Here is a 22,545-nt window from a genome sequence, read left to right as displayed (position 1 = left end):
ACGGCGAGACCGGTTCGCCCGAGCGGCCCTCGGACGGTTAGGTTTCGTGCATGACCGACACGACTTCCCAGGGCTCCGCCCGCACCACCGGCGCCGTCGCCGCCGGCCTCGCCACCATCGCCGGTGACGGCACCGTCCTCGACACCTGGTTCCCCGCCCCCGAGCTCGTCGCCGACCGCGGCCCCGCCGGGACCCAGCGCCTGTCCCCGGACGAGGCGGTGAACCGGCTCGGAGAGGGCGCGGCGAAGGCCCTCGGGGTGGACGCGCGCCGGGGTGTCGAGGTCGTGGCGGTGTCCACGGTCATCTCCTCGCTGGACGACAAGCCGCTCGACGCGCACGACACCTACCTGCGGCTGCACCTGCTCTCGCACCGCCTGGTCCGGCCGCACGGCCAGAACCTCGACGGCATCTTCGGCTTCCTCGCCAACGTCGCCTGGACCTCGCTCGGTCCCGTCGCCGTCGACGACCTGGAGAAGGTCCGGCTCAACGCCCGGGCCGAGGGCCTGCACCTCCAGGTCACCTCGGTGGACAAGTTCCCCCGCATGACGGACTACGTCGCGCCCAAGGGCGTACGCATCGCCGACGCCGACCGGGTCAGGCTCGGGGCGCACCTGGCCTCCGGTACGACCGTGATGCACGAGGGCTTCGTCAACTTCAACGCGGGCACCCTCGGCACCTCCATGGTCGAGGGCCGGATCTCGGCCGGTGTCGTCATCGGCGACGGCTCCGACATCGGTGGCGGAGCCTCCACCATGGGCACCCTCTCCGGCGGCGGCAAGGAGCGCATCGCCATCGGCGAGCGCTGCCTGATCGGCGCGGAGGCCGGGATCGGCATCGCGCTCGGCGACGAGTGCGTCGTCGAGGCCGGGCTGTACGTCACGGCCGGGACCCGCGTCACGATGCCCGACGGCCAGGTCGTCAAGGCCCGGGACCTCTCCGGCGCCTCGAACATCCTCTTCCGCCGCAACTCGGTCACCGGAGCCGTCGAGGCCCGTCCGAACAACGCGGTCTGGGACGGGCTCAACGACATCCTGCACAGCAACGACTAATCGGTCGCGGCGAGGAGTTCCCCGTACGCCGCGCGCAGCCCGTCGACCGCCTCGCGGCCGGCGGGCTGCAGCGGTTCGCGGACCGGTCCGGCGTCCAGGAGTGCCTTCGCCGTGACGGTCCCGGGCAGACCGGCCGCCATCATCGCCTCCACCAGAGGGGCCGTCAGCTGGTTGAGACGGGCCGCCTCCGCGGTCTCACCGGCGTCGAACGCGTCGAGCACCGAACGCATCTGACGGGGCGCCACATTGGCGACCGTACTCACGTAGCCCGCGCCGCCGAGCGCGTACAGCGGCAGGTTCAGTTCCTCGCAGCCCGAGTAGTAGGCCAGCCGGGTCCGCGCCATCACCTTCGTCGCCGCGAGCAGGTCGTACGAGCAGTCCTTGACCGCCACCACACGCGGGTGTTCCGCCAGCCGCAGCAGCGTGCCCGTCCCGATCCGGGTACCGGTGCGGCCCGGGATGTCGTAGAGCATGAGCGGGACGCCCGTGGCCTCCGCGACCCGGAGGAAGTGGGCCTCGATCGCGGCCTGCGGAGGGCGGCTGTAGTACGGGGTCACCACCAGCAGGCCGTCCGCGCCCGCCGCCTCCGCCTCCTGGGCGAGCCGGACGGTGTGCCGGGTGTCGGCGCTGCCCACCCCGGCGAGGAGCGGGACGCCCTCGCCGACCGCCTCGCGCACCGCCCGCAGCAGCGCGGTCTTCTCGGCGTCGGTGGTGGTGGGCGACTCGCCCGTGGTGCCGCTCAGCACCAGCCCGTCGCAGCCGTCCGCGACCAGGGCGCGGGCGTGCCTGCGGGCGGCCTCCAGATCCAGGTCACCGGCGGGGCCGAACGGTGTGATCATCGCGCAGAGGGCGCGGCCGAAGGGCCCGGGCGTACGGGCGGTCGCTGTCATGACCGCAGTCTCGGCGGCCGGGCGGCGCAGGTCCACTTAGATCTGCTCCGGGTGAGGGCCAAGCGATGCTGAACAATCGACCGGGCTCCGCCAGGGCGTCTGGCATGATCGAACACGCAAGCGGCTGTTCGTTCCAGGGGCGGGGTCCACGGCGATGCGGGTACGGCACACGACGGCGGCGGTCCTCTGCTCGGCCACCGTGCTGACGCTCTCGGGCTGCGCCGGCTTCCTGGTCCCGGCGGGGGAGGGCGAACCGGCTCCGACACGGAGCCCGGCACAGGCCTCGGCGCCGTCCGGCACCGTCCGGGCCGAGACGCTGCCCGCCGTTCCGGACACCACGTCCGCACCTCCCCGAGGCGCCCCGGGCACCACCGCACCGGCCGGGGACTGTCCCGCCTCCGGGGCGAAGGTCGAGATGGGACCGGTGGAGGCGGCGATGTTCCACCGGGCCGTCGTGCTCACCCTGACCAACTGCGGCACCGGGACCTACCAGGTGAACGGCTACCCCGCCGTCCGGGCGCTCGACGAGGACGGCAGACGCATCCCCGTGCCGGTCAACCCGGGTGGATCGATGTTCGGCCAGGACCAGGGACCCAAGGCCGTCGCGCTCGAACCCGGTGGCACCGTCCGCTCGATCCTCGCCTGGGTCTCCACCCAGGAAGGCGGCGACCTGATCGAGGGCGACGCCCTGGAGATCGCCGCCGCCCCCGACGCCGGTGCCCGGATCTTCCCGCTGGAGGAACACGACGTGCGCCTGATGGACGAGTTGAACACCACCGCCTGGCGGGCCGACCTCCCCGAGTGACGCCTTGACCTCGAGCGCGCTCGACGTACGAGGGTGACGACCGAGGCGTACCCACGGTGTGCGCCCGGGAAGGACCACCGCCATGCCGTCCACCGAGACCGAGATCGCCCCGCGCCCCACCCTGGAGCCGTACCGCTCCAGGACCGCGGAGCACGACACCCGCGAGCCGGGCTGCGTCGTGATCGTCGACGTGCGGTTCGACGGACCGGATCCGGCCCGCCGACGGGACTGGGCGGACGCGGTGTTCGAGGCGCTGGGCACCGACCCGAAGCCCGCGTCCGGCGGTATCGCGGCGCACTTCCACGTCGGGACGGACGGGGCGCGGATGGTCAACTACGCCGTGTGGGAGACCGCGCGGGCCCACGTCGACGCGCTCGCCTCGGCCGGCGGCGGAGTCGGAGCGCCGACACCGCAGTGACGGCGGGTCCAGGGCTACCCGGGTCTGTCGGGCAGCGACGTGCGCCGCTGCACACCGGTGCTCGGCTTCGGACCCGCGCGCCGGCGCCGGGCGAAGGCACCGGCGGGAGAGGAAGGTCACGCCGAACGGCACGCCCTTGGCCATGCACCCGTCACGCGGTACCGTCGTGCCGATATGACGACGGCGAGACGGAAGCCGGTGGGAACCCGGCACGGTCGCGCCACTGTGTGCGAGGCCCTTGGGGCGCCTCGTGAGTCAGACCCGTGGCCGTCGTCCTTGTGCACCACCGATATGGGACGCGAACTCCCAGAGGAGGCCCTGCCATGGCGCAGCACGTCGCTCAGCCGACAGCCACCACACCCGTCGTACCCGCCACGCTGCCGCTGAAGGCGATAGCACCCTGGGCGGTCTTCTTCGGCATCCTGATGCTGATCCTCCTGTACTTCGTCGGCGCCGAACAGGGCGCCACCTCCGTGTTCAGCGGCACGGGCGTCCACGAGTGGGTACACGACGCCCGCCACCTGCTCGGCTTCCCCTGCCACTGACCTGAGGGACGCCGCACACCATGAACTCCGCAACCGTAAGAAACCTCCTCGTGCGGGGCATGCTCGCCGGTCTCGCCGCCGGTGTGCTCGCCCTGGTCGTCGCCTACTTCCTCGGGGAGCCGGGCGTCGACAGCGCGATCGGCCTCGAGGAGGCCCAGGCGCACTCCCACGGGGGCGCCCACGAGCACGAGGTCGAAGTCGTCTCCCGCTCCCTGCAGTCCACGGCCGGTCTCGCCACCGGCATCCTGGTCTACGGGGTCGCCTTCGGCGGCATCGCCGCCCTCGCCTTCTGCTTCGCGCTCGGCCGCATCGGGCGCTTCGGCCCCCGGGCGACCGCCCTGCTGCTGTCCGGATGCGCACTGCTGGCCGTGTACGTCGTGCCGTACCTGAAGTACCCCGTCAACCCGCCGGCGGTCGGTGACCCCGACACCATCGGCAAGCGCACGGCGCTGTACTTCCTGATGATGGTCCTCAGCGTGCTCCTCGCGATCGCCGCCACCCTCCTCGGCAAGCGGCTCGCCCCCCGGCTCGGCGCCTGGTACGCGACCGTCGTCGCGGTGGCCGCCTTCGGCGTCGTGATCGGGCTCGCCTACGCGTTCCTTCCGGTGATCAACGAGGTGCCGGACGACTTCCCGGCCACCCTGCTCTGGCGCTTCCGGCTCTCCGCCCTGGCCATCCAGGCCGTGCTGTGGGGCGGACTCGGCCTGTTCCTCGGCGAACTGGCCGAGCGGCTGCTGAACCCGAAGCCCGCCCAGGCCGCGCCCGGACGGGCGGTCCCGGCCGCGCGCTGAGTCCTTCCGGGACGCGGGACGCACCGCACGCCGAAGGCCCTCCGGAAGCTTCCGGAGGGCCTTCGGCGTCCTGCCGCGGACCGGCACGGGCCCGCACCGCCCGCCAGCCGAACCGCCGCTTCCTCGACCGGGATCGCTGCGCCGGACGGGCGGGCCCGTGCCGGCTCCGCTCAGTCGGCGAGGGCGGTGTCCGGCCCGACCAGCGGGCTTCCCAGCCGTAGGTTCCAGCGCGCGGCCCGTCCGCTGAGCTCCGTCGCGGTCAGCGGCGGCACGTCGATACGCCAGAAGGCCGCCACGGGCAGATCCAGCGCGTGCAGGACGGCCGCCCGCACGACCTCGGGCTCGACCACGGCGAGTGTGCGCCCGTCCAGCCGCGCCACCGAGTCCAGCCACGTGCCGACCCGCGCGCACACGTCCCGTACCGCCTCCCCGCCGTGCGGCGCGGACGCGGGATCGGACAACCAGCGCGCCACCGCCTCCGGTTCGCCGGCGCCGACCTCGTCGAGCGTCCGGCCGCGCCAGCGGCCCACGTCCAGGGGGGCCAGCTCGGGAGCGTCCTCGGCGCGCAGTCCGAGCTCCACCGCCGTCCCGCGGCACCGCGCACCGGGTGACGTGACGACCCGGAGCGCCCGGGGCAGCGAACCGGCCGCGGCACGGGCCCGCGCCGCTCCCCCCGCGTCGATCGGGCCGTCGGCGTCGAACCGGGCCTGGCGCAGCGCGGGGCTCGTCGCGGGAGAGATGAGGACGACACGGCTGGTCATGGGGGCGCGCCTCCTGCGGCTGCGGTCCTGGGGCACGGTGTCCACCAGGCACGGAAGGGTCTCGCCGCCCGGTGGCGTACCCGCGAAAATAGCATCCGGAACGCGCCCCGGGCGGCGGAGGAAGCACAGGTCCCCGGGCCTGGCGAGAACCGGGCGGCTCGGGACGAAATGCGTCTACGCTGGTGCGGCGGCCCACCCGGACTCCGTGAGCGGCGGGCCCTGCCCGTCGCGGCGGGCCGCCCCGCTCCCAGCCTGAGTACCGCCCCGAGGAGAACCCCCTGATGTCCGCAGAGCGCCCCTCCCTGCCGCCGGTGCGGCTGCACACCGAGGCCGAGTTGGCACGGGACGCGCTGTCCGCTCCGCTGCTCGCCCGAGCCGCCCGCCTCGCCCGCTGGGCGGGACCCGAGACCCGGGTCGGCGCCGGCGGCGAACTCGCGGAGGCACAACTCCCCGCAGCCGCGGAGCATCTCGGCCTCGCCGACGACGAGGACGGCGCCGCGTACGCCAGTGAGGCCTGGCGCCTCGCGGTCGACACCGGGCTGGTCGACGTCCAGGACCCGCAGGACGAGTCCGCCCCCGGCGAGGGGCCGGACGCCGACGCGGAGGGCACCGTCACCGTGGGCGAGAACCTGGCCCTGCTGACCGGCGGTTCACCGCAGGACGTCCTCGGGATCTGGCTCGACGGCCTGGACGCCGTGCACGCCGACGCCACCGCACCGGCCTTCGACGACTTCGCCGACCTCGTCAACGAGGACGGCAGCGTCGACTTCGACGCCCTGGACTGGGACCCGGAGACCGAGGCGGAGTTCCTCGACGGCGTACTCGGCAACCTGTACCTGCTGACCCTGGCGGAGGCCGGCCCCGGAGCGGCCCCCGTGCCGCTGCCCGCCCTCGCCGCGTCCGTGGTCGTCCCCGACGACATGGACGAGCCGACCGACGAGGTGCTGGAGCAGGTGTCGGAGGCGATGATGCGGCTCGACGACCAGTTCCGCGTCCTCGAACCCATCGGGATCGTCGAGTACCGGCCGGTGGACGAGACGCTGCTCAGCGGTGACGGCGAGGAGCCCGAGGCCGACGACGAGGACGTCACCCGCTACGGCATGGTCCGGCTGACCCCCCTCGGCCTCTACGGCATCCGGGAAAGGATGCTGGAGGCCGGGGTCGACGCCCCCGCCGTCGGCGACCTCGCGGACAAGGGCGCCGACGCCCTCCTCGACGGCATCGCGTACTACCCCGAGGACGCGGCCCGCTCCGAGGTGGTGCTGTGGCTCGGGCACCGCGGCACGGAGGGGGCGGCACAGGCCGCGGCCGAACTGCTCGCCGCCGCACGCGGATCGGACGGGGGCGCGCCGCTGCGCCGGCTGCACTGCCAGCAGGCGCTCGCGTCGGTGGGCCCGGAGGCCGAGCCCGCGGTGCGCGCGGTGCTGGACGATCCCGAACTCGGCGGACTGGCCAGGGTCTGGCTCGCGGAGCGGGGCGCGGCCGATGTGCCCGTGCCGCCGGAGTCGATGATCTTCTGGCTCGCCGTCGACACCATCGCGGCCCAGCTGGACGCCGACGGTGACATAGACGAACTCCAGGAACTGGTCGAGGGTCTCAGCAGCGGGCACAGCGGCTTCTTCGACGAGGTGTGGCGGGTGGACCACCCGGCCACGGCCGAGGTGCTGGAGGCGATGGGCCGCCTGCACCGCGACCGCAAGACGGCGAAGGACGCCCGCAAGGCCGCCTTCAAGGCCCGGTCGCACCACCGCCCGTAGAGGTCCGGGGCACCGCACACGGGCGGTGCCCCGGCCGTCCGGGGCACCGGGAGCGGCCGAGCGGTGCACGGCGAGATCCTGTCGCGGGCCGCGAAGCCGCCGAACCTCGCGGTGGCGGCCGTGCCGTCACACCCCTGGAGCCCGCCGGACACGGACCGGCCACGGGGCGTCGGGCAGTGGGAACCGCCACACCTTCGGGGGACCCACGGACGCGGCGTTCCGGACGGTGCCGCCGTCGGAGGCGGGCCGGAGGGCGGACCGGCCCCCCGGACCGGCTGATGACGAATGCGGCACGACTGCCGCCCCCGGGGTGACGGGCATGGCGTCGGGCGCCCCCAGGGCGCATACTTCGAGGTAATGAAACAGTCAGCCGGATCCCGGCGTCACCTGCCTTCCAGTCCCTTCAACCGCCCGGCCCAGGCGGCCCCACCGGTCGAGTGCTTCGATGTGGGCGACCGGGTGTCGCACGACCAGTTCGGACTCGGCCGAGTCCTAGCCGTCGAGGGCGACAACGACGCAGTGCTCATCGACTTCTCGGGGCGCCAGGGGAGGATCCTGAGCCCGTACTCCAAGCTGACCAAGCTCTGAGGCGTCGTTCGGCCGAGGCCGTGTCCGCACGGCCCCGCAGCGCCTCGCCAGGGCGCGGCCGCCGCTGTCTCGCGGACACGACCTCGGCCCCCGGAAGATGTTCCGGGGGCCCGAGTCGTGCCCGGGGGCCTGGGCCGTGCGCCGGGCGCCCGGGACCCGGCTACAGGGACTTCGCGGCGGGCTTCACCATGCCGCGGACGGTCCGTGACTTCACGAACTCGCCCATCGCGGTCATCTCCCACTCACCGGAGAACTGCTTGATCAGCTTGGCCATCATCACGCCGGTCTGCGGCTCCGCTCCCGTCAGGTCGAAGCGGACCAGCTCCTCGCCGGTGGCCGCGTCCAGCAGCCGGCAGTAGGCCTTCGCGACCTCGGTGAACTTCTGGCCGGTGAACGAGTTGACCGTGAAGACCAGGCCCGTCGCCTCCGCCGGGATCCGGCCCAGGTCGACGACGATCACCTCGTCGTCCCCCGCGCCCTCACCGGTGAGGTTGTCGCCGGAGTGCTTGATCGCGCCGTTCAGGATCGAGAGCTTGCCGAAGTAGCAGCTGTCCAGGTGGGTGCGGTCGGGCCCGTAGGCGATCACCGAGGCGTCGAGGTCGATGTCCTTGCCGCGGAACGCGGGCTCCCAGCCGAGACCCATCTTGACCTGCGAGAGCAGCGGGCGGCCGCCCTTGACCAGGGAGACGGTCTGGTTCTTTCGGAGGCTGACCCGGCCCTTGTCGAGGTTGATCCGGCCTGGCGCCGAGGGGGCCGAGGCCGGGGGAGCGGGCGGGGCCGGCGGCACGGGCGGGGCCGTCCGGGGGTCCAAGGGCGCGGCGGTCGGCGGGGCGGGCGGCGCGGGCGGCGCGGCGGGGGCCGGCGTCTGGGCGGCCGGAGCCGGGGCGGGCTCCTCGACCGAGACACCGAAGTCCGTGGCGATGCCCGCCAGCCCGTTCGCATAGCCCTGGCCGACCGCGCGGGCCTTCCAGGCGCCGTTGCGCAGGTAGATCTCGATGACCAGCAGTGCCGTCTCGCTGCCCAGCCGGGGCGGGGTGAACGTGGCGAGCGCGCTGCCGTCGTCCGCGTTGCGCACGGTGGCGGTGGGCTCGACGCCCTGGAAGGTCTGGCCGGCCGCGTCGGGGCTCGCGGTGACGACGATCTTCTCGATGCCGGCCGGGACCGCCGTGGTGTCCACCACGATCGCGTCGGGGGCGGAGCCACCGCCCGAGCGGTAGGTCACACCCGGGCCCGAGGGCTGGTTGTAGAAGATGAAGTCGTCGTCGGAGCGCACCTTGCCGTCGGCGGTGAGCAGCAGGCCCGAGACGTCGAGCCGCACCGGGGCGGCGACGTCCACCGCCACGCGGGCGGCGGAGAGAGGGATGTTCGAGCCGGGGGTCATTGCGGTCATGTCCGGGGTAACGAACGACCCGGCTTTGCCGTTCCCTTACCTTTCGGGACGTGATCCGTACGGCCCAGGGGCCCGGTCGGCGGGCCCTCAGCTCCTGCGCCCGGGCCGGTTGCGGGGGTGGGCGCGGGCCGTCCGTTCGTTGCCGTGCCTGTACGCCCCCGTCCAGCGCGCCATCACCAGCTGGGCGTCGCCCGAGGCCACCTCGGCGAGGAACTTGTCGGCCCGGCCGCCGCGCAACGTCCCCGCCGGGCGGCCGTGGTGGGTGATCGTGACGCTCGCGTCGCCGTGCTGCTCGTACTGGAATCCGGATGGTCTCGGCATGGCGCCCATGGTGACCGCGGGGGCCCGCCGCTGTCGCGTGAATTGCGCGCCGGTCCCGCGAGGTCCCCGGCCGGGTCAGTGCGGCCAGATCGGCGGGTTCGTCACGAAGTGGCCGCCGACGCGGGCGTGGTCGGGGTTGTCCGGGTCCAGCTCCCCGTGTTCGGCGACGAGCTTGTCCGCGTACTGCTCGGAGTCGTCCTGCGGCTCGTATCCCAGGGCGCGGGCGCTCGACAGGTCCCACCACAGGCGGGTGTTGGCGGAGGACCCGTGGACCACGGTGTGCTCCACGCCTTCGGCGGTCAGCGCCGCGTGGAAGAGGCGCGCGCCGTCGCCGGGGCTCATCCAGACGGAGAGCATCCGCACCGAGGTCGGCTCCATGAAGCAGGAGCCGATGCGCACGGAGACGGTCTCCAGGCCGTGCTTGTCCCAGTAGAGCTGGGCGAGGTCCTCGCCGAAGGACTTGGACAGCCCGTAGAAGGTGTCCGGGCGGCGCGGGGTGTCGACCGGGATCAGCGGGTCGCCGTCCTGGGGGCGCGGGGTGTAGCCGATGGCGTGGTTGGAGGAGGCGAACACGATCCGCCCGACCCCCTCCTCGCGCGCCGCCTCGTACAGGTTGTACGTGCCCTCGATGTTGGAGCGGAGGATCTTGTCGAACGGGGCTTCCAGCGAGATGCCCGCGAAGTGGATGATCGCGTCGACGCCCCGCACGGCCTCGCGCACCGCGTCCTTGTCGCAGAGGTCCGCGACGACGGCGTCCGGTTCGCCCTCGACGGGGACGACGTCGAAGAGGCGGAGCTCGTAGCCGTACGCGGGGAGCAGCCCCCGCATCAGGGTGCCGAGGCCGCCGGCGGCGCCGGTGAGCAGGACGGTGCGGGGAGCGGGCATACGGGATCTCCTCGGTGCGGGACACGGACGCGGTGCGCGGGCGGCGGTGCCGCGGGGCGGAGCGGACGGGGTGCGCGGCGGCCGGGCAGGGCGTGTCCGCGCGATGCGTCAAATCCATGGATGACATTCACATGCGTGGACAAGCTAGGAAGTCGCGGCCGATCCGTCAAGTGTGACCCGGAAGCACGGGTTCCGCATCGGGTCGGCCGCACTCGTCTTGACCGGCGCCGCGAGGCTGGCTTAGCGTGGCCGCGTTCAGAAATATGGACACCGATCATAATTGTGCACGCTGGATCTGCTCAGGGAGCGCCCGTGACCTCAGCCCCCCTCGCCGCCCGACTCACCGCTGTCGCCGGGCCGCTCTTCTTCCCCGTCACCGCCTACGGGCCGGACGGCGGCGTCGACCTCGCGGCCTTCCGCGCACATGTGCGGGCCGGGGTGGACGCCGGCGCCGCCGCGGTCTTCGCCTGCTGCGGCACGGGCGAGTTCCACGCGCTGACCCCCGAGGAGTTCCGGCTCGTGGTCGCCGCCGCGGTCGAGGAGACGGCGGGAGCGGTGCCCGTCGTCGCCGGCGCCGGTTACGGCACCGCACTCGCGGTCCGGTACGCGCGGCTCGCCGAGGAGGCGGGCGCCGACGGGCTGCTCGCCATGCCCCCGTACCTCGTCGTGGCCGACCAGGAAGGGCTGCTGGCCCACTACACCGCGCTCGCCGCCGCCACCGGCCTGGAGACGATCGTCTACCAGCGGGACAACGCCGTCTTCACCCCCGAGACCGTCCTCGCCCTCGCCCGGACCCCCGGGATCATCGGCCTCAAGGACGGCTACGGCGACCTCGACCTGATGCAGCGCATCGTCAGTGCCGTGCGCACCGGGCTGCCCGAGCAGGACTTCCTGTACTTCAACGGGCTGCCCACCGCCGAACTCACCGGCCTCGCCTACCGGGGCATCGGCATCACGCTCTACTCGTCCGCCGTCTTCGCCTTCGCCCCGGACATCGCCCTGGCCTTCCACCGGGCGCTGGGCAGCGGCGACGACGACCTGGTCAACGGGCTGCTGGACCACTTCTACCGGCCGCTCGTCGAGCTGCGGGCCAAGGGCCGCGGCTACGCGGTGTCGCTGGTGAAGGCGGGCGTGCGGCTGGGCGGCCTGGCCGTCGGCGAGGTGCGCACCCCGCTCACCGAACCCCCGGCCGCGCACATCGAGGAGCTGACCGGGATCATCGCGTCCGGGCGCGCCCTGCTGGAGAAGCACCGGGCGGGGGAGGCCAAGTGAGGGCCTCCGCCTTCGTCTACCCCTGGGACGTCGTCGGCGACCCGGACGCGGCGGCCCGTCTGGCCCGACTCGGCGTCCGGCAGGCCACCCTGGCCTCCGCCTACCACTCCACCCGGGCCCTGACCCCGCGCCACCCCGGCCACCGGATCGTCACCGCGGAACACGCCGCGGTGCTCTACCCGCCGGACGCGGCGCGCTGGAAGGGGCGCGACCTGCGCCCCTTCCCGCAGTCCTGGGTGGCGGGCGAGGACCCGTACGCCGAGGCGGCCGAGGCGCTGGCCGGCGCCGGGCTCCAGGTGCACACCTGGGTGGTGCTCGCGCACAACTCCCGGCTCGGCGCCGAGCATCCGGGGACCTCGGTGGTCAACGCCTACGGTGACCGCTACCCGTGGGCGCCGTGCATCGCCCAGGACGCCGTCCACGCCTACCTGGTGGACCTGGCCGCCGAGGCCGCCGTACGCCCCGGGGCGTCGGGGACCGAGCTGGAGTCCTGCGGCTGGTACGGCTTCGCCCATCTGCACGCCCACGACAAGACCGCCGGGGTCGGCCTCGGGGACGCGGCCCAGTACCTGATGTCGCTGTGCTTCTGCCCCGACTGCCGCTCCGGGTACGCGGGAACCGGGCTGGACGCCGGTGAGCTCGCCGGTGCGGTGCGGCGCGCCCTGGAACCGGTCTGGGCCGGACAGGGCTCCGGCGCTTCGGGCTGGTCCGGTGTCCGCGAGCTGCTCGGGGCCGGTCTCGCCGACGCCACCCGGCAGTGGCGCGACCAGGTCGCCCGCCGGCTCCAGGAGGCGGCCGTCGCCGCCGTACGGCGCGAGGCGCCCGACGGCTTCCAGGTCCTGCTGCACGCCGACCCGGCCCCGTACCGCACCGGCGCCAACGTCGGGGTGGACCCCGCGCACATCCTGTCCACCGCGGACGGGGTGGTGCTGCCCTGCACCGGCGGGGACGCGGCGCGTGAGGCCGTCCTCGGGCCCTTCGCCGGGCGCGGCGGGGTGCTGGCCGCCAACTTCGGTGTGGTCAGCGGCATGGGCGGGAGCCCCGCCACCCTGGAGCGGGACGCGGCGCACGCCCGCTCGCTGGGCGCCACCGAACTGCGCCTGTACCACGCGGGGCTGGCCTCCGGGCCGGACCTGGACGCCGTCGCGAGCGCGCTCGGCCGCCTCGCCGGATGACCCGGAGCGTCCGCCCGCCTCGCGGTGAGGTGACCGGAGCCCGGCGGCGGGCGCGCGCCGCCTACCGCCAGGCTCCGACGACCTCTCCCGGCCCCCGGACCAGGTCCGCGTCGACCGGCCCGTGCGTACCGGCCCGGGAGACGACGACCAGGCCCGACGACTCCGGGACGAAGCCCGGGACCTGGGCCGCCCCCTGCCGCAGTGCGGCGAAGTCGCGCTGGTCGAAGGGGCCGTCCAGCCACTTGACCGAGCCCGCGTAGAACACCGTCCGAGCCGCCGGCGTGCGGTCCGCGCCGATCAGGTCCACCGCCGGATCGAACCGCCGGTTCCACCGGCCTCCGACGGCCTCGGCGTCCGGCCACGGGAACACGTCCGCCACGGCGGCCAGTCCGAGCGCGTCCCTGACGAGGGGTTCGACGGCGCGGCCTCGCCCGGTCGTAGGCGGTGAACCTCTCCATCATGTGCAGGTCGCTGCCGAGCAGGAGCACCAGGACCGGCCGGTGGGAGAGGAGCCGGTCCCAGGCGGTCTGCGGCGCCCCGTCGAACACGGCGTCCTGCTCGGCCGGCCGGGGGAGCTCGTCGAGTACGACGACCGCCGGTGCGTCCGGGAGCGCGGAGGCGAGCATCCGGAAGGCGTCCGGCCAACTGGTGGGGGCCTGTTCCGGCACCACGTCCGGGTTCGGCGCCAGGGGTGATTCCCGCAGCTCGGCGGCGAAGTCGGCCAGCCCTTCGAGGGCGGACGCGCCTTTCGTGGCGGTGAAGAAGACGTACGGCTCCCGCGTCCGGTCACAGAACTCCTGGACCGGACGGGACTTCCCGACCTGCCGTCGGCCACGCAGGGCGACGGCCGATCCGGCGCCGCCGCGTACGTCTCCGGAACGTCTTTTGTCAGAAGCGTTGACGAAACATGGGGGGCGCTCTAGCTTCATCGGCGTCGTACTTCGTACGTCATATATGAGACGCGATACGCGAGATGCGAGAGCCCTGCACCCATGACCTTTGCGCCTGCCCCGATCCCGTCCCGGACCCAGTACGTGCTGGAGGCGATCAAGCACGCCATCCTCACCGCACAGCTGAGACCGGGCCAGGCGCTCGTGGAGACCGAACTCGCCGCGCAGTTCGGGGTGTCGAAGACACCGGTACGCGAGGCGCTGAAGACGCTCGCCGGCACGGGGCTGGTCGTCATGAGCCAGTACAAGGGCGCGACGGTGCGGCTCGTGGACGCGGCCATGGCCCGTGAGGTGTACGACGTCCGCCTGCTCCTGGAACCCGAGGCGCTGCGCCGTTCCATCACCCGCAGGGCTTCGCTCGAAGCGGCCCAGGAGGCTCTGGAACGCGCCGACTCGGCGATCGACAAGGCGGACAGGTCGCTGGCCAACCGGGATTTCCACCGGGCGCTGTACCTGCCCTGCGGGAACCCGCTGCTGGCCCGGATGCTCGACGAGATCCGCGACCAGGCCGCCCTCGTGTCGACCGTCGCCTGGTCCGCCAACCCGTCCTGGGAGCGCGAGGCCGCCGAACACCGCGAGATCCTCGCCCTCGCCCTCGCCGACGACGCGGCGGCCGCGGCCGGGGCTCTGCACGACCACATCGCGTCGTTCGTACGCCGCGCCTTCCCCGACGACGAAGACGGGGGTGACACGGCGTGAACCACCCGCTGGACCCGAACCACCAGCACCTCGACGAAAGGCCAGTCCGCATGGACCTCACCCCGCTCAAGGCGGCCCTCGCAGACGTTGTGGCGATCCCGGTGACCCCGTTCACCGAGGACGGGGGCATCGACACCCTCGTGCACCGCGCCCTGCTGCGCCGGCTGCTCGACGGAGGTGTCCGCATCGTCACCCCGAACGGCAACACCGGGGAGTTCTACGCGCTGACCCCCGACGAGCGGCGCACCGTCACCGAGCTGACCGTCGAGGAGGCCGCCGGCCGGGCCACCGTCCTGGTGGGTGTGGGCCACGACGTACCGACCGCCGTGGCCGCCGCCGAGCACGCCAGGGACGCCGGGGCCGAGATGGTGATGGTGCACCAGCCCGTGCACCCCTACGTCTCGCAGGACGGCTGGATCGACTACCACCGGGCCATCGCCGAGGCCGTCCCCGAGCTCGGGGTCGTCCCCTACATCCGCAACCCGCTGCTGTCCGGCGACCGCCTCGCCGAGCTCGCCGACAGCTGCCCCAACGTCATCGGCGTGAAGTACGCCGTCCCGGACGCCGCCCGCTTCGGCGCGTTCGCCCGGGACGCCGGCCTGGAGCGGTTCGTGTGGATCGCGGGTCTCGCCGAGCTGTACGCCCCCTCCTACTTCGCCACCGGCGCCACCGGATTCACCTCCGGTCTCGTCAACGTCGCCCCCGGGGTCTCGCTGGCCATGCTGGAGGCGCTGCGGGCCGGCGACTACGCGGCGGCGATGAAGGTCTGGGAGCAGATCCGCCGCTTCGAGGAACTGCGCGCGGACCGCCAGTCCGCCGACAACGTGACGGTGGTCAAGGAGGCCCTGGCCTCGCTGGACCTGTGCCGCCGCGACGTGCGCGCCCCGAGCCGGGTGCTGCCCGAGGCGCGGCGCGCCGAGGTCGCCGACCAGGTCGCCGGGTGGTCCATATGACCGAGGACACGGGCCGCCGCATCGCCCCCGAGGAGCTGCGCAGCCACCAGTGGTACGGCGCGGACGGGCTGCGTTCGTTCAGCCACCGCGCCAGGACCCGCCAGCTCGGCTACCTCCCCGAGGAGCACCTCGGCAAGCCGGTCGTCGCGATCCTCAACACCTGGTCCGACATCAACCCCTGCCACGTCCACCTCCGCGACCGCGCGCAGGCCGTCAAGCGGGGCGTCTGGCAGGCGGGCGGCTTCCCGCTGGAGTTCCCGGTCTCCACCCTCTCCGAGACCTTCCAGAAGCCGACCCCCATGCTCTACCGCAACATGCTGGCCATGGAGACCGAGGAGCTGCTGCGCTCCTACCCGGTCGACGGCGCCGTGCTGCTGGGCGGCTGCGACAAGTCGACCCCCGCCCTGCTGATGGGCGCCGCCTCCGTGGACCTGCCCACCGTCTTCGTGCCCGCCGGGCCGATGCTGCCGGGCCACTGGCGCAACGAGGTGCTCGGCTCCGGCACGGACATGTGGAAGTACTGGGACGACAAGCGGGCCGGGCTCATCGGCGACTGCGAGATGGGCGAACTGGAGAACGGGCTCGCCCGCTCGCCCGGCCACTGCATGACCATGGGCACCGCCTCCACGCTGACGGCCGCCGCCGAGGCCCTCGGCGTCACCGTGCCGGGCGCCTCCTCCATCCCGGCCGTCGACTCCGGGCACGACCGGATGGCCGCGCGGTCCGGCCTCCGGATCGTCGAACTGGTGTGGCAGCAGCTGACGTTGTCGAAGATCCTCACCGCCGACGCGTACGAGGACGCCGTCGCCACCGTGCTCGCGCTCGGCGGCTCCACCAACGCCGTCATCCACCTCATCGCGATGGCGGGCCGCTCCGGGGTGAAGCTCACCCTGGACGACTTCGACCGCATCGCCCGCACCGTCCCCGTCCTGGCCGACCTCCGCCCCGGCGGGAGGTACCTGATGGAGGACTTCCACTTCGCCGGCGGACTCCCCGGCTTCCTGGCCCGGCTCACCGACGTCCTGCACCTGGACCGCCCGACCGTCGCGCACACCACCCTGCGCGAGCAGATCGAGGGGGCGCTGGTGCACAACGCCGACGTCATCCGGGAACGCGGGAACCCGCTGGCCGAGGAGGGCGGCGTGGCGGTGCTGCGCGGCAACCTCTGCCCCGACGGCGCCGTCATCAAGCACATCGCCGCCGAACCGCACCTGCTGCGCCACACCGGTCCGGCCGTCGTCTTCGACGACTACAAGGAGATGCAGCGCACCATCAACGACCCCGCCCTGGCGCTCACCCCGGACCACGTGCTGGTCCTGCGCAACGCCGGGCCCAAGGGCGGGCCCGGCATGCCCGAGTACGGCATGCTGCCGATCCCGGACTACCTGCTGAAGCAGGGCGTACGCGACATGGTGCGGCTCTCCGACGCCCGGATGAGCGGCACCAGCTACGGGGCGTGCGTGCTGCACATCGCCCCCGAGTCCTTCGTCGGCGGACCGCTCGCCCTGGTCCGCACCGGTGACCTCGTCACCCTGGACGTCGAGGCGCGGCTGCTCCACCTCGACGTCACCGACGAGGAGCTGGAGGAGCGCAGGGCCGCCTGGACCCCGCCGCCCGCCCGCTACGGGCGCGGCTACGGGGCGCTCTACCAGGACCAGATCACCCAGGCCGACACGGGATGCGACTTCACCTTCCTGGCCCGGCCGGGAGAAGTGCCCGACCCGTACGCGGGCTGACCCCCAGGGCGAACAGGATTCCGCGCACCGCCTCGTCCGGGATACCGAACGGCATGCGGTAAGCGCTTGCACCACCCACCGAACACGGCACCCCAGCACCTCCCCGCACATCCCAGAGATCGGAGACGCGTCATGGCCCAATCCGCAGCCGTGGCCACACCGCCGCCCAAGGAGAAGGCGCCCCGGCGCCGCTCGGCGAGCCCCCGCCGCCTGCCGTATCTGCTGATCGCGCCCGCGGGCCTGCTGATGCTGGGCTTCATCGCCTATCCGGTGATCAGCGTCTTCTACTACAGCCTGCAGAACTACAACGTCACCAAGCCGTGGCGGAACGGCTTCGCCGGACTCGACAACTTCAAGCGGATCTTCACCGAGGACGACCAGTTCTGGTCGACGCTCGGCTTCAGCGCCCAGTGGGTCTTCACCCAGGTCACCCTCCAGCTCGCCCTCGGCCTCGCGCTGGCCCTGATCGTCAACCAGACCTTCATCGGCCGGGGCATCTCCCGGGCCATGGTCTTCTCGCCCTGGGCCGTCTCCGGCGTCCTGACCAGCACCATCTGGATCCTGCTCTACAACTCCTCGACCGGCTTCAGCCGCTACCTCGCGGACGCCGGGATCGGCGAGTACGGCACCTCGGTGCTCTCCGACACCGGGACCGTGTTCTGGGCGGCCACCGTCTCCGAACTCTGGCGCGGCGTCCCCTTCTTCGCCATCCTCATCCTCGCCGACCTCCAGTCCGTCTCCAAGGAGCTCTACGAGGCGGCGGCGGTCGACGGCGCCGGCCGGATGCGGCAGTTCTTCCACATCACGCTCCCGCACCTGCGCGACGCGATCATCCTCGCCACCCTGCTGCGCGGGGTCTGGGAGTTCAACAACGTCGACCTGCTCTACACCCTCACCGGAGGCGGACCCGCCGGCGAGACCACCACACTCCCGCTCTACGTCGCCAACACAGGCATCGAGGGCCACGACTTCGGATACGCCTCCGCGCTCACCACCGTCGCCTTCGTGATCCTCCTCTTCTGCTCGATCGTCTATCTGCGCCTGAGCAAGTTCGGAGGCGACCACAAGTGACTGCCGCACTCGCAGAGAAGAACAGCGCCCCGGGACACGCGGCGCGCCCCAGCGCCCCGCCGCCCTCCTCCACCCGCCGCACCGGGCGCGAGCGCGCCTTCGACGACGTACCGCGCTGGCAGATCTACCTGCCGCTCGGCATCTACCTGCTCTTCACGCTCATCCCCTTCTACTGGATGTTCCTGTTCGCCGTACGGCCGGCCGGATCCACCTCACTGGTGCCCTGGCCCATGACGGGCGAGCACTTCTCCAAGGTCTGGAACGAGCGCAGCTTCGGCCTCTTCTTCCAGAACAGCATGATCGTCGGCATCGCGACCCTGATCGCCACCACCCTCGTCGCCCTGGCCGGCGGCTACGCGCTCGCCCGCTTCGACTTCAAGATCAAGGGCGGCTTCATGCTGGCCCTGCTCTGCTCGCAGTTCATCCCGGGCGCGCTGATGCTCGTACCGCTCTTCGAGATCTTCAAGAACCTCCAGCTGATCAACTCACTGGTCAGCGTGGTCATCGCCGAGACCGTCTTCCAGCTCCCCCTGTCGATCATCCTGATCAGCGGCTTCATCAAGAACGTCCCGGTCACCCTGGAGGAGGCCGCCTGGGTCGACGGCTGCTCCCGCTTCCGGGCCTTCTGCGCGGTCGTGCTGCCGCTGCTGCGCCCCGGGCTGATCGCGGTGGGATCCTTCGCCTTCGTGCACAGCTGGAACCACTTCCTGTTCGCCCTGATGTTCCTCAGCGAACAGGACAAGCAGACGATCCCGGTCGGCCTCAACACCCTGATCGGCGCCGACAGCGTCGACCTGGGGGCGCTGGCCGCGGGCGGGGTGATCGCCGCGGTCCCCGTGGTGATCGTCTTCGCCTTCATCCAGAAGTGGCTCGTCACCGGCTTCAGCGCCGGCGCCGTGAAGGGATGACGGACATGCCCGCACACGCCACCACCCCCCTGCCGATCGTCCTCGCGGGAGCCCGCGGACACGGCCGCTGGCACCTCGCCAACATCCGCCGCCTCCAGCACCAGGGCCTGGTCCGGCTGGCCGGGGTCTGCGAACTCCAGCCGCTCACCGACGACGAACTCGCCGCCTTCGCCGGTGAGATGCCCGAGCAGTCCGCCGACCTCGGGGCCCTCCTGGACTCCACCGGGGCCCGCGCCGCCGTCATCTGCACCCCCATCCCGACCCACACGGACCTGGCCCTGACCGCGGCGGCCCGCGGCGTCCACCTCCTCCTGGAGAAGCCGCCCGCCGCGACCTGGGCCGACTACGCACGGATGGCCGACGGAGTACGGGAGGCGGGCATCGCCTGCCAGGTCGGCTTCCAGTCCTTCGGCTCGCACGCGGTGCCCGCCGTCAAGGACCTCGTACGCTCCGGGGCCATCGGCGCACTGCGGGGCATCGGCGCCGCCGGAGCCTGGGTCCGCGACGACGCCTACTTCCGGCGGGCGCCCTGGGCCGGGCGCCGCAGGCTCGGCGGCACCGACGTCGTCGACGGCGTCCTCACCAACCCGCTGGCCCACGCGGTCGCCACCGCCCTCGAACTCGCGGACCGGGGACGCGCCGAGGACGTGGCGTCCGTCGAGACCCAGCTGTTCCGGGCCCACGACATCGAGGCCGACGACACCAGCTGCGTCCGCGTCACCGCCACCGACGGCCTTCCGGTCACCACCGCCGTCACCCTCTGCGCCGAAGAGGCCGGCGAACCGTACGTGATCGTCCACGGCGAACGCGGCCGGGTCACCTTCTGGTACAAGCAGGACCGGGTCCTGGTCCAGCGCGCCGGACACGGGCCCGAGGAGGCCGTGCACGGGCGGACCGACCTCCTGGAGAACCTCGTCGACCACCTGGCACGGGGCACCGCGCTCCTCGTGCCCCCCGAGCGCACCGGCGCCTTCATGCGCGTCGTCGAAGCCGTACGCACCGCCCCCGAGCCCACCGCCCTGCCCCGGGACGCCTGGTACACCCGGCCCGCCGACAGCGGCAGCGGTGTACGGCGCGTCGTGCGCGGCATCGACGCCACCGTCGCCGCCGGGGCCGACACCCTCACCCTCTTCTCCGAACTGGGCGCCTCCTGGGCGCGACCCCGCGAGGTGAGCACACCATGACGACCACCGCACTCCTCAGCTGCGCCGGCCGCCCCGTCGGCCGCTACACCTACGCGCCCGAGCACGGCCCCCGCCCCTACCTCCACCCCGTCACCACCCTCGCCGGGACCCCCGTCACCGAGGAACGCCCCGCCGACCACCCGCACCACCTGGGCGCCTGCGTCGCCGTACCCGACGTCGCCGGGTACAACTTCTGGGGCGGGCGCACCTTCGTCCGCGACCAGGGCCCCACCGCGCTCGACAACCACGGGACACAGCGCCACCTCGGCTGGAAGCTCCGCGACCCGGACGGCTTCGTCCAGGAGCTCGGCTGGGAGGCCGACGGCACCGAGCTGCTCCGCGAACACCGCACGGTGGCCGTCGTCGCACTCACCGACACCGCCTGGGCACTGGACCTCTCCTTCTCGCTGACCAACCGCGGCGAGAGCGACCTGTCCATCGGCAGCCCCGCCACCAACGGCCGCCCCGGCGCCGGATACGGCGGCTTCTTCTGGCGCGCCCCCAAGGAGCCCGCAGCCCCCGCCGTGTTCACCGGGACCCTCGACGGCGAGGAGGCGGTGCACGGACGGACGGCCGACTGGCTGGCCCTGACCGGTGACGGCTGGACCCTGGTCTTCGCCGGGGCGACCGAGGAGACCCGCCGCGACCCGTGGTTCGTGCGGACCACCGAGTACCCGGGGGTCGGCTCCTCCCTCGCCGCCGGCCGGCGGCTGCCCGTGCCCGCCGGGGCCACCGTCGTACGCCGGATCGTCACCGTCGTCGCCGACGGCCGGCTCGACCGGGACACCGCCGCCGCGTACGCCCGCAAGGTGGCCACCGCATGAAACGGCCCTGGACCGCCGACCTCGGCGACGGCACCTACCGGAACCCGGTGCTGAACGCCGACTGGTCCGACCCCGACGTGGTGACGGTCGGCGAGGACCACTACCTCACCGCCTCCAGCTTCGGCCGGTTCCCCGGACTGCCCCTGCTGCACTCCCGCGACCTGGTCAACTGGACGCTGGTCGGCCACGCCCTGGACCGGCTGGAGCCGGCCTCCGACTTCGTCGTCCCCCGCCACGACTGCGGGGTCTGGGCGCCCTCGATACGCCACCACGCCGGGCGCTTCTGGATCTTCTGGGGCGACCCCGACCACGGCGTCCAGCAGGTCAACGCCGAGCGCGTCGAAGGGCCGTGGACCGCCCCGCACCTGGTCAAGGCGGGCAAGGGCCTCATCGACGCCTGCCCCCTGTGGGACGAGGAGACCGGCGAGGCCTACCTCGTGCACGCCTGGGCCAAGTCCCGCTCCGGCGTCAAGAACCGGCTGACCGGCCACCGGATGAGCCCCGACGGGCGTGAGCTGCTCGACGAGGGCACCACGCTGATCGACGGGGACACCCTCCCCGGCTGGTTCACCCTCGAAGGCCCCAAGCTCTACCGCCACGACGGCTGGTTCTGGATCCTCGCCCCGGCCGGCGGCGTGGAGACCGGCTGGCAGGGCGCCTTCCGCTCCCGCGACTTCTTCGGACCGTACGAGGAACGCGTCGTCCTGGAACAGGGCCGCACCGACGTCAACGGCCCCCACCAGGGCGGCTGGGTGCGGACCGCGGCCGGTGAGGACTGGTTCCTGCACTTCCAGTCCAGAGGCGCGTACGGGCGGGTGGTCCACCTCCAGCCGATGCGCTGGGAGGACGGCTGGCCGGTCATCGGCGACGCGGGCGAGCCCGTGTCCGTCCACCGCAAGCCCGCCGCCCCCGAGCAGCCCGTGACGGCACCGGCCTTCGACGACGACTTCCCCGGCGGCCGTCACGGCGGGCAGTGGCAGTGGACGGCCGACCCGGGACCCGGATGGGCGAAGGAACACGACGGGGACGGGCTGTGGCTTGCCTGCGTACCGACCGCGTACGCCCACGACCTGCGGGTGCTGCCGAACGTCCTGGTCCAGCGGCTGCCGGCCGAGGAGTTCACCGTCGAGGTGGACCTCGCCCTGGACAGCGCCGTGCCCGGCGCCAACGCCGGACTCGCCGTGCTGGGCGACGCGTTCAGCTGGATCGGCCTGGAGGCGGGACCGGACGGCTCGCCCCTGCTCGTGCACCGCCACGCCGAAGGGGTCGCCGAACACGAACGGGACGCGGCACACCCCCGGCCGGCCCCCGGCGGGAAGGCGACGCTCCGCATCGAGGTCACCGCGGGCGCCCGCTGCCGCTTCCACGCCGACACCGGCGACGGCTTCCGGCCCTCGGGCCAGGTCTTCGCCGCCACACCTCGGCGGTGGGTGGGCGCCCTGCTGGGCCTCTTCGCCACCGCACCGGCCGGGACGGGACCCGCCGGACACGCGCACGTCACCGCCTTCCGCACCGGCGCCTGAGCGCGCACCCCACAGACCGCCCCCCACGGCACGGACGCACCGAACAGCAC

At 73.1% G+C, this 22,545-nt stretch carries 23 protein-coding genes and 1 riboswitch; of the genes, 17 read left to right on the top strand and 6 right to left on the bottom strand.

Translation table 11 applies throughout. The features are described from left to right. Positions 1 to 50: 50 nt before the first annotated feature. Complete coding sequence (gene dapD / locus SACTE_RS06575; protein WP_014045243.1) at positions 51 to 1,049, top strand: 2,3,4,5-tetrahydropyridine-2,6-dicarboxylate N-succinyltransferase; 999 nt, start codon at positions 51 to 53, stop codon at positions 1,047 to 1,049. Here the strand turns inward: dapD and dapA are convergent. Next, the gene (gene dapA / locus SACTE_RS06570; RefSeq protein WP_026359024.1) at positions 1,046 to 1,939 is read right to left on the bottom strand and encodes a 4-hydroxy-tetrahydrodipicolinate synthase; all 894 of its coding nucleotides are present in this window, start codon (positions 1,937 to 1,939) and stop codon (positions 1,046 to 1,048) included. The genes dapD and dapA overlap by 4 nt on opposite strands. 154 nt (positions 1,940 to 2,093) lie before the next feature. Between dapA and SACTE_RS06565 the strand changes: the two genes are divergently transcribed. The 4 genes from SACTE_RS06565 (at position 2,094) to SACTE_RS06550 (ending at position 4,498) form a co-directional block, all read left to right on the top strand. Further along, the gene (locus SACTE_RS06565; protein WP_014045241.1) at positions 2,094 to 2,744 is read left to right on the top strand and encodes a DUF4232 domain-containing protein; all 651 of its coding nucleotides are present in this window, start codon (positions 2,094 to 2,096) and stop codon (positions 2,742 to 2,744) included. An 82-nt stretch (positions 2,745 to 2,826) separates the two neighbouring features. Next, positions 2,827 to 3,162 carry an antibiotic biosynthesis monooxygenase gene (locus tag SACTE_RS06560; protein ID WP_019992805.1) on the top strand — a complete coding sequence of 112 codons (336 nt, stop codon included), beginning with the start codon at positions 2,827 to 2,829 and terminating at the stop codon, positions 3,160 to 3,162. A gap of 139 nt (positions 3,163 to 3,301) precedes the next feature. Continuing rightward, a riboswitch (cobalamin riboswitch) is annotated at positions 3,302 to 3,449 on the top strand. A 36-nt stretch (positions 3,450 to 3,485) separates the two neighbouring features. Continuing rightward, positions 3,486 to 3,707 (top strand): CbtB-domain containing protein, encoded by a 222-nt coding sequence (locus SACTE_RS06555; protein WP_014045240.1) that lies wholly within the window; start codon positions 3,486 to 3,488, stop codon positions 3,705 to 3,707. Positions 3,708 to 3,727: 20 nt separating this feature from the next. Then, positions 3,728 to 4,498: a CbtA family protein gene (locus SACTE_RS06550; protein WP_014045239.1), complete on the top strand. Its 771-nt coding sequence runs from the start codon at positions 3,728 to 3,730 to the stop codon at positions 4,496 to 4,498. 170 nt (positions 4,499 to 4,668) lie between these two features. On the opposite strand, the gene SACTE_RS06545 is transcribed toward SACTE_RS06550, so the two are convergent. After that, complete coding sequence (locus SACTE_RS06545) at positions 4,669 to 5,259, bottom strand: histidine phosphatase family protein (RefSeq protein ID WP_014045238.1); 591 nt, start codon at positions 5,257 to 5,259, stop codon at positions 4,669 to 4,671. 281 nt (positions 5,260 to 5,540) lie between these two features. Between SACTE_RS06545 and SACTE_RS06540 the strand changes: the two genes are divergently transcribed. Next, entirely contained in the window at positions 5,541 to 7,016 is a 1,476-nt protein-coding gene (locus tag SACTE_RS06540; protein ID WP_014045237.1) for a hypothetical protein, read from the top strand. 357 nt (positions 7,017 to 7,373) lie between these two features. Then, complete coding sequence (locus tag SACTE_RS34230; RefSeq protein ID WP_014156926.1) at positions 7,374 to 7,604, top strand: hypothetical protein; 231 nt, start codon at positions 7,374 to 7,376, stop codon at positions 7,602 to 7,604. 160 nt (positions 7,605 to 7,764) lie between these two features. Here SACTE_RS34230 and SACTE_RS06530 read toward each other — a convergent pair whose 3' ends face one another. From SACTE_RS06530 to SACTE_RS06520, 3 genes are all read right to left on the bottom strand, one after another. Further along, positions 7,765 to 8,994, bottom strand: coding sequence for a TerD family protein (locus SACTE_RS06530; RefSeq protein ID WP_181464308.1), 1,230 nt, complete (start codon positions 8,992 to 8,994; stop codon positions 7,765 to 7,767). Between the two features lie 87 nt (positions 8,995 to 9,081). Further along, complete coding sequence (locus tag SACTE_RS06525) at positions 9,082 to 9,315, bottom strand: hypothetical protein (RefSeq protein WP_026359025.1); 234 nt, start codon at positions 9,313 to 9,315, stop codon at positions 9,082 to 9,084. Between the two features lie 75 nt (positions 9,316 to 9,390). Then, on the bottom strand, positions 9,391 to 10,200 hold the full coding sequence (locus SACTE_RS06520; protein ID WP_014045233.1) for an NAD(P)-dependent oxidoreductase: 810 nt from the start codon (positions 10,198 to 10,200) through the stop codon (positions 9,391 to 9,393). A gap of 312 nt (positions 10,201 to 10,512) precedes the next feature. Between SACTE_RS06520 and SACTE_RS06515 the strand changes: the two genes are divergently transcribed. Further along, positions 10,513 to 11,472, top strand: coding sequence for a 5-dehydro-4-deoxyglucarate dehydratase (locus SACTE_RS06515; RefSeq protein WP_014045232.1), 960 nt, complete (start codon positions 10,513 to 10,515; stop codon positions 11,470 to 11,472). Next, positions 11,469 to 12,647: a hypothetical protein gene (locus tag SACTE_RS06510; protein ID WP_014045231.1), complete on the top strand. Its 1,179-nt coding sequence runs from the start codon at positions 11,469 to 11,471 to the stop codon at positions 12,645 to 12,647. Before SACTE_RS06515 ends, SACTE_RS06510 begins: the two co-directional genes overlap by 4 nt. A 61-nt stretch (positions 12,648 to 12,708) precedes the next feature. Here the strand turns inward: SACTE_RS06510 and SACTE_RS34885 are convergent, their stop codons facing one another. Further along, positions 12,709 to 13,026, bottom strand: a complete 318-nt coding sequence (locus SACTE_RS34885; RefSeq protein WP_019992808.1) for a hypothetical protein — start codon at positions 13,024 to 13,026, stop codon at positions 12,709 to 12,711. A gap of 613 nt (positions 13,027 to 13,639) precedes the next feature. On the opposite strand from SACTE_RS34885, the gene SACTE_RS06495 reads away from it, so the two are divergent. The 8 genes from SACTE_RS06495 to SACTE_RS06460 all read left to right on the top strand — a co-directional run bounded on the left by SACTE_RS06495 (position 13,640) and on the right by SACTE_RS06460 (position 22,495). After that, positions 13,640 to 14,296, top strand: a complete 657-nt coding sequence (locus SACTE_RS06495; protein WP_014045230.1) for a GntR family transcriptional regulator — start codon at positions 13,640 to 13,642, stop codon at positions 14,294 to 14,296. A gap of 50 nt (positions 14,297 to 14,346) precedes the next feature. Further along, a complete protein-coding gene (locus tag SACTE_RS06490) occupies positions 14,347 to 15,249 on the top strand; it encodes a dihydrodipicolinate synthase family protein (RefSeq protein ID WP_019992810.1) in 903 nt (300 codons plus the stop codon). Continuing rightward, entirely contained in the window at positions 15,246 to 16,985 is a 1,740-nt protein-coding gene (araD, locus tag SACTE_RS06485) for an L-arabinonate dehydratase (RefSeq protein WP_014045228.1), read from the top strand. Before SACTE_RS06490 ends, araD begins: the two co-directional genes overlap by 4 nt. 132 nt (positions 16,986 to 17,117) lie before the next feature. Continuing rightward, complete coding sequence (locus tag SACTE_RS06480) at positions 17,118 to 18,056, top strand: sugar ABC transporter permease (protein ID WP_014045227.1); 939 nt, start codon at positions 17,118 to 17,120, stop codon at positions 18,054 to 18,056. Then, positions 18,053 to 18,964 (top strand): carbohydrate ABC transporter permease, encoded by a 912-nt coding sequence (locus tag SACTE_RS06475; protein WP_014045226.1) that lies wholly within the window; start codon positions 18,053 to 18,055, stop codon positions 18,962 to 18,964. Before SACTE_RS06480 ends, SACTE_RS06475 begins: the two co-directional genes overlap by 4 nt. Further along, the gene (locus SACTE_RS06470; protein WP_019992811.1) at positions 18,961 to 20,148 is read left to right on the top strand and encodes a Gfo/Idh/MocA family oxidoreductase; all 1,188 of its coding nucleotides are present in this window, start codon (positions 18,961 to 18,963) and stop codon (positions 20,146 to 20,148) included. Before SACTE_RS06475 ends, SACTE_RS06470 begins: the two co-directional genes overlap by 4 nt. Next, positions 20,145 to 20,972 (top strand): PmoA family protein, encoded by an 828-nt coding sequence (locus tag SACTE_RS06465; protein WP_014045224.1) that lies wholly within the window; start codon positions 20,145 to 20,147, stop codon positions 20,970 to 20,972. The genes SACTE_RS06470 and SACTE_RS06465 overlap by 4 nt, the downstream gene beginning before the upstream one ends. Beyond that, complete coding sequence (locus tag SACTE_RS06460; protein WP_014045223.1) at positions 20,969 to 22,495, top strand: glycoside hydrolase 43 family protein; 1,527 nt, start codon at positions 20,969 to 20,971, stop codon at positions 22,493 to 22,495. Before SACTE_RS06465 ends, SACTE_RS06460 begins: the two co-directional genes overlap by 4 nt. Positions 22,496 to 22,545 lie beyond the last annotated feature (50 nt).

It is taken from the genome of Streptomyces sp. SirexAA-E (assembly GCF_000177195.2).
Taxonomy (GTDB): Bacteria; Actinomycetota; Actinomycetes; order Streptomycetales; family Streptomycetaceae; genus Streptomyces; species Streptomyces flavovirens.
Note: the sequence above shows the minus strand (reverse complement) of the source record. Positions and strands in the feature narration are given on the sequence as shown.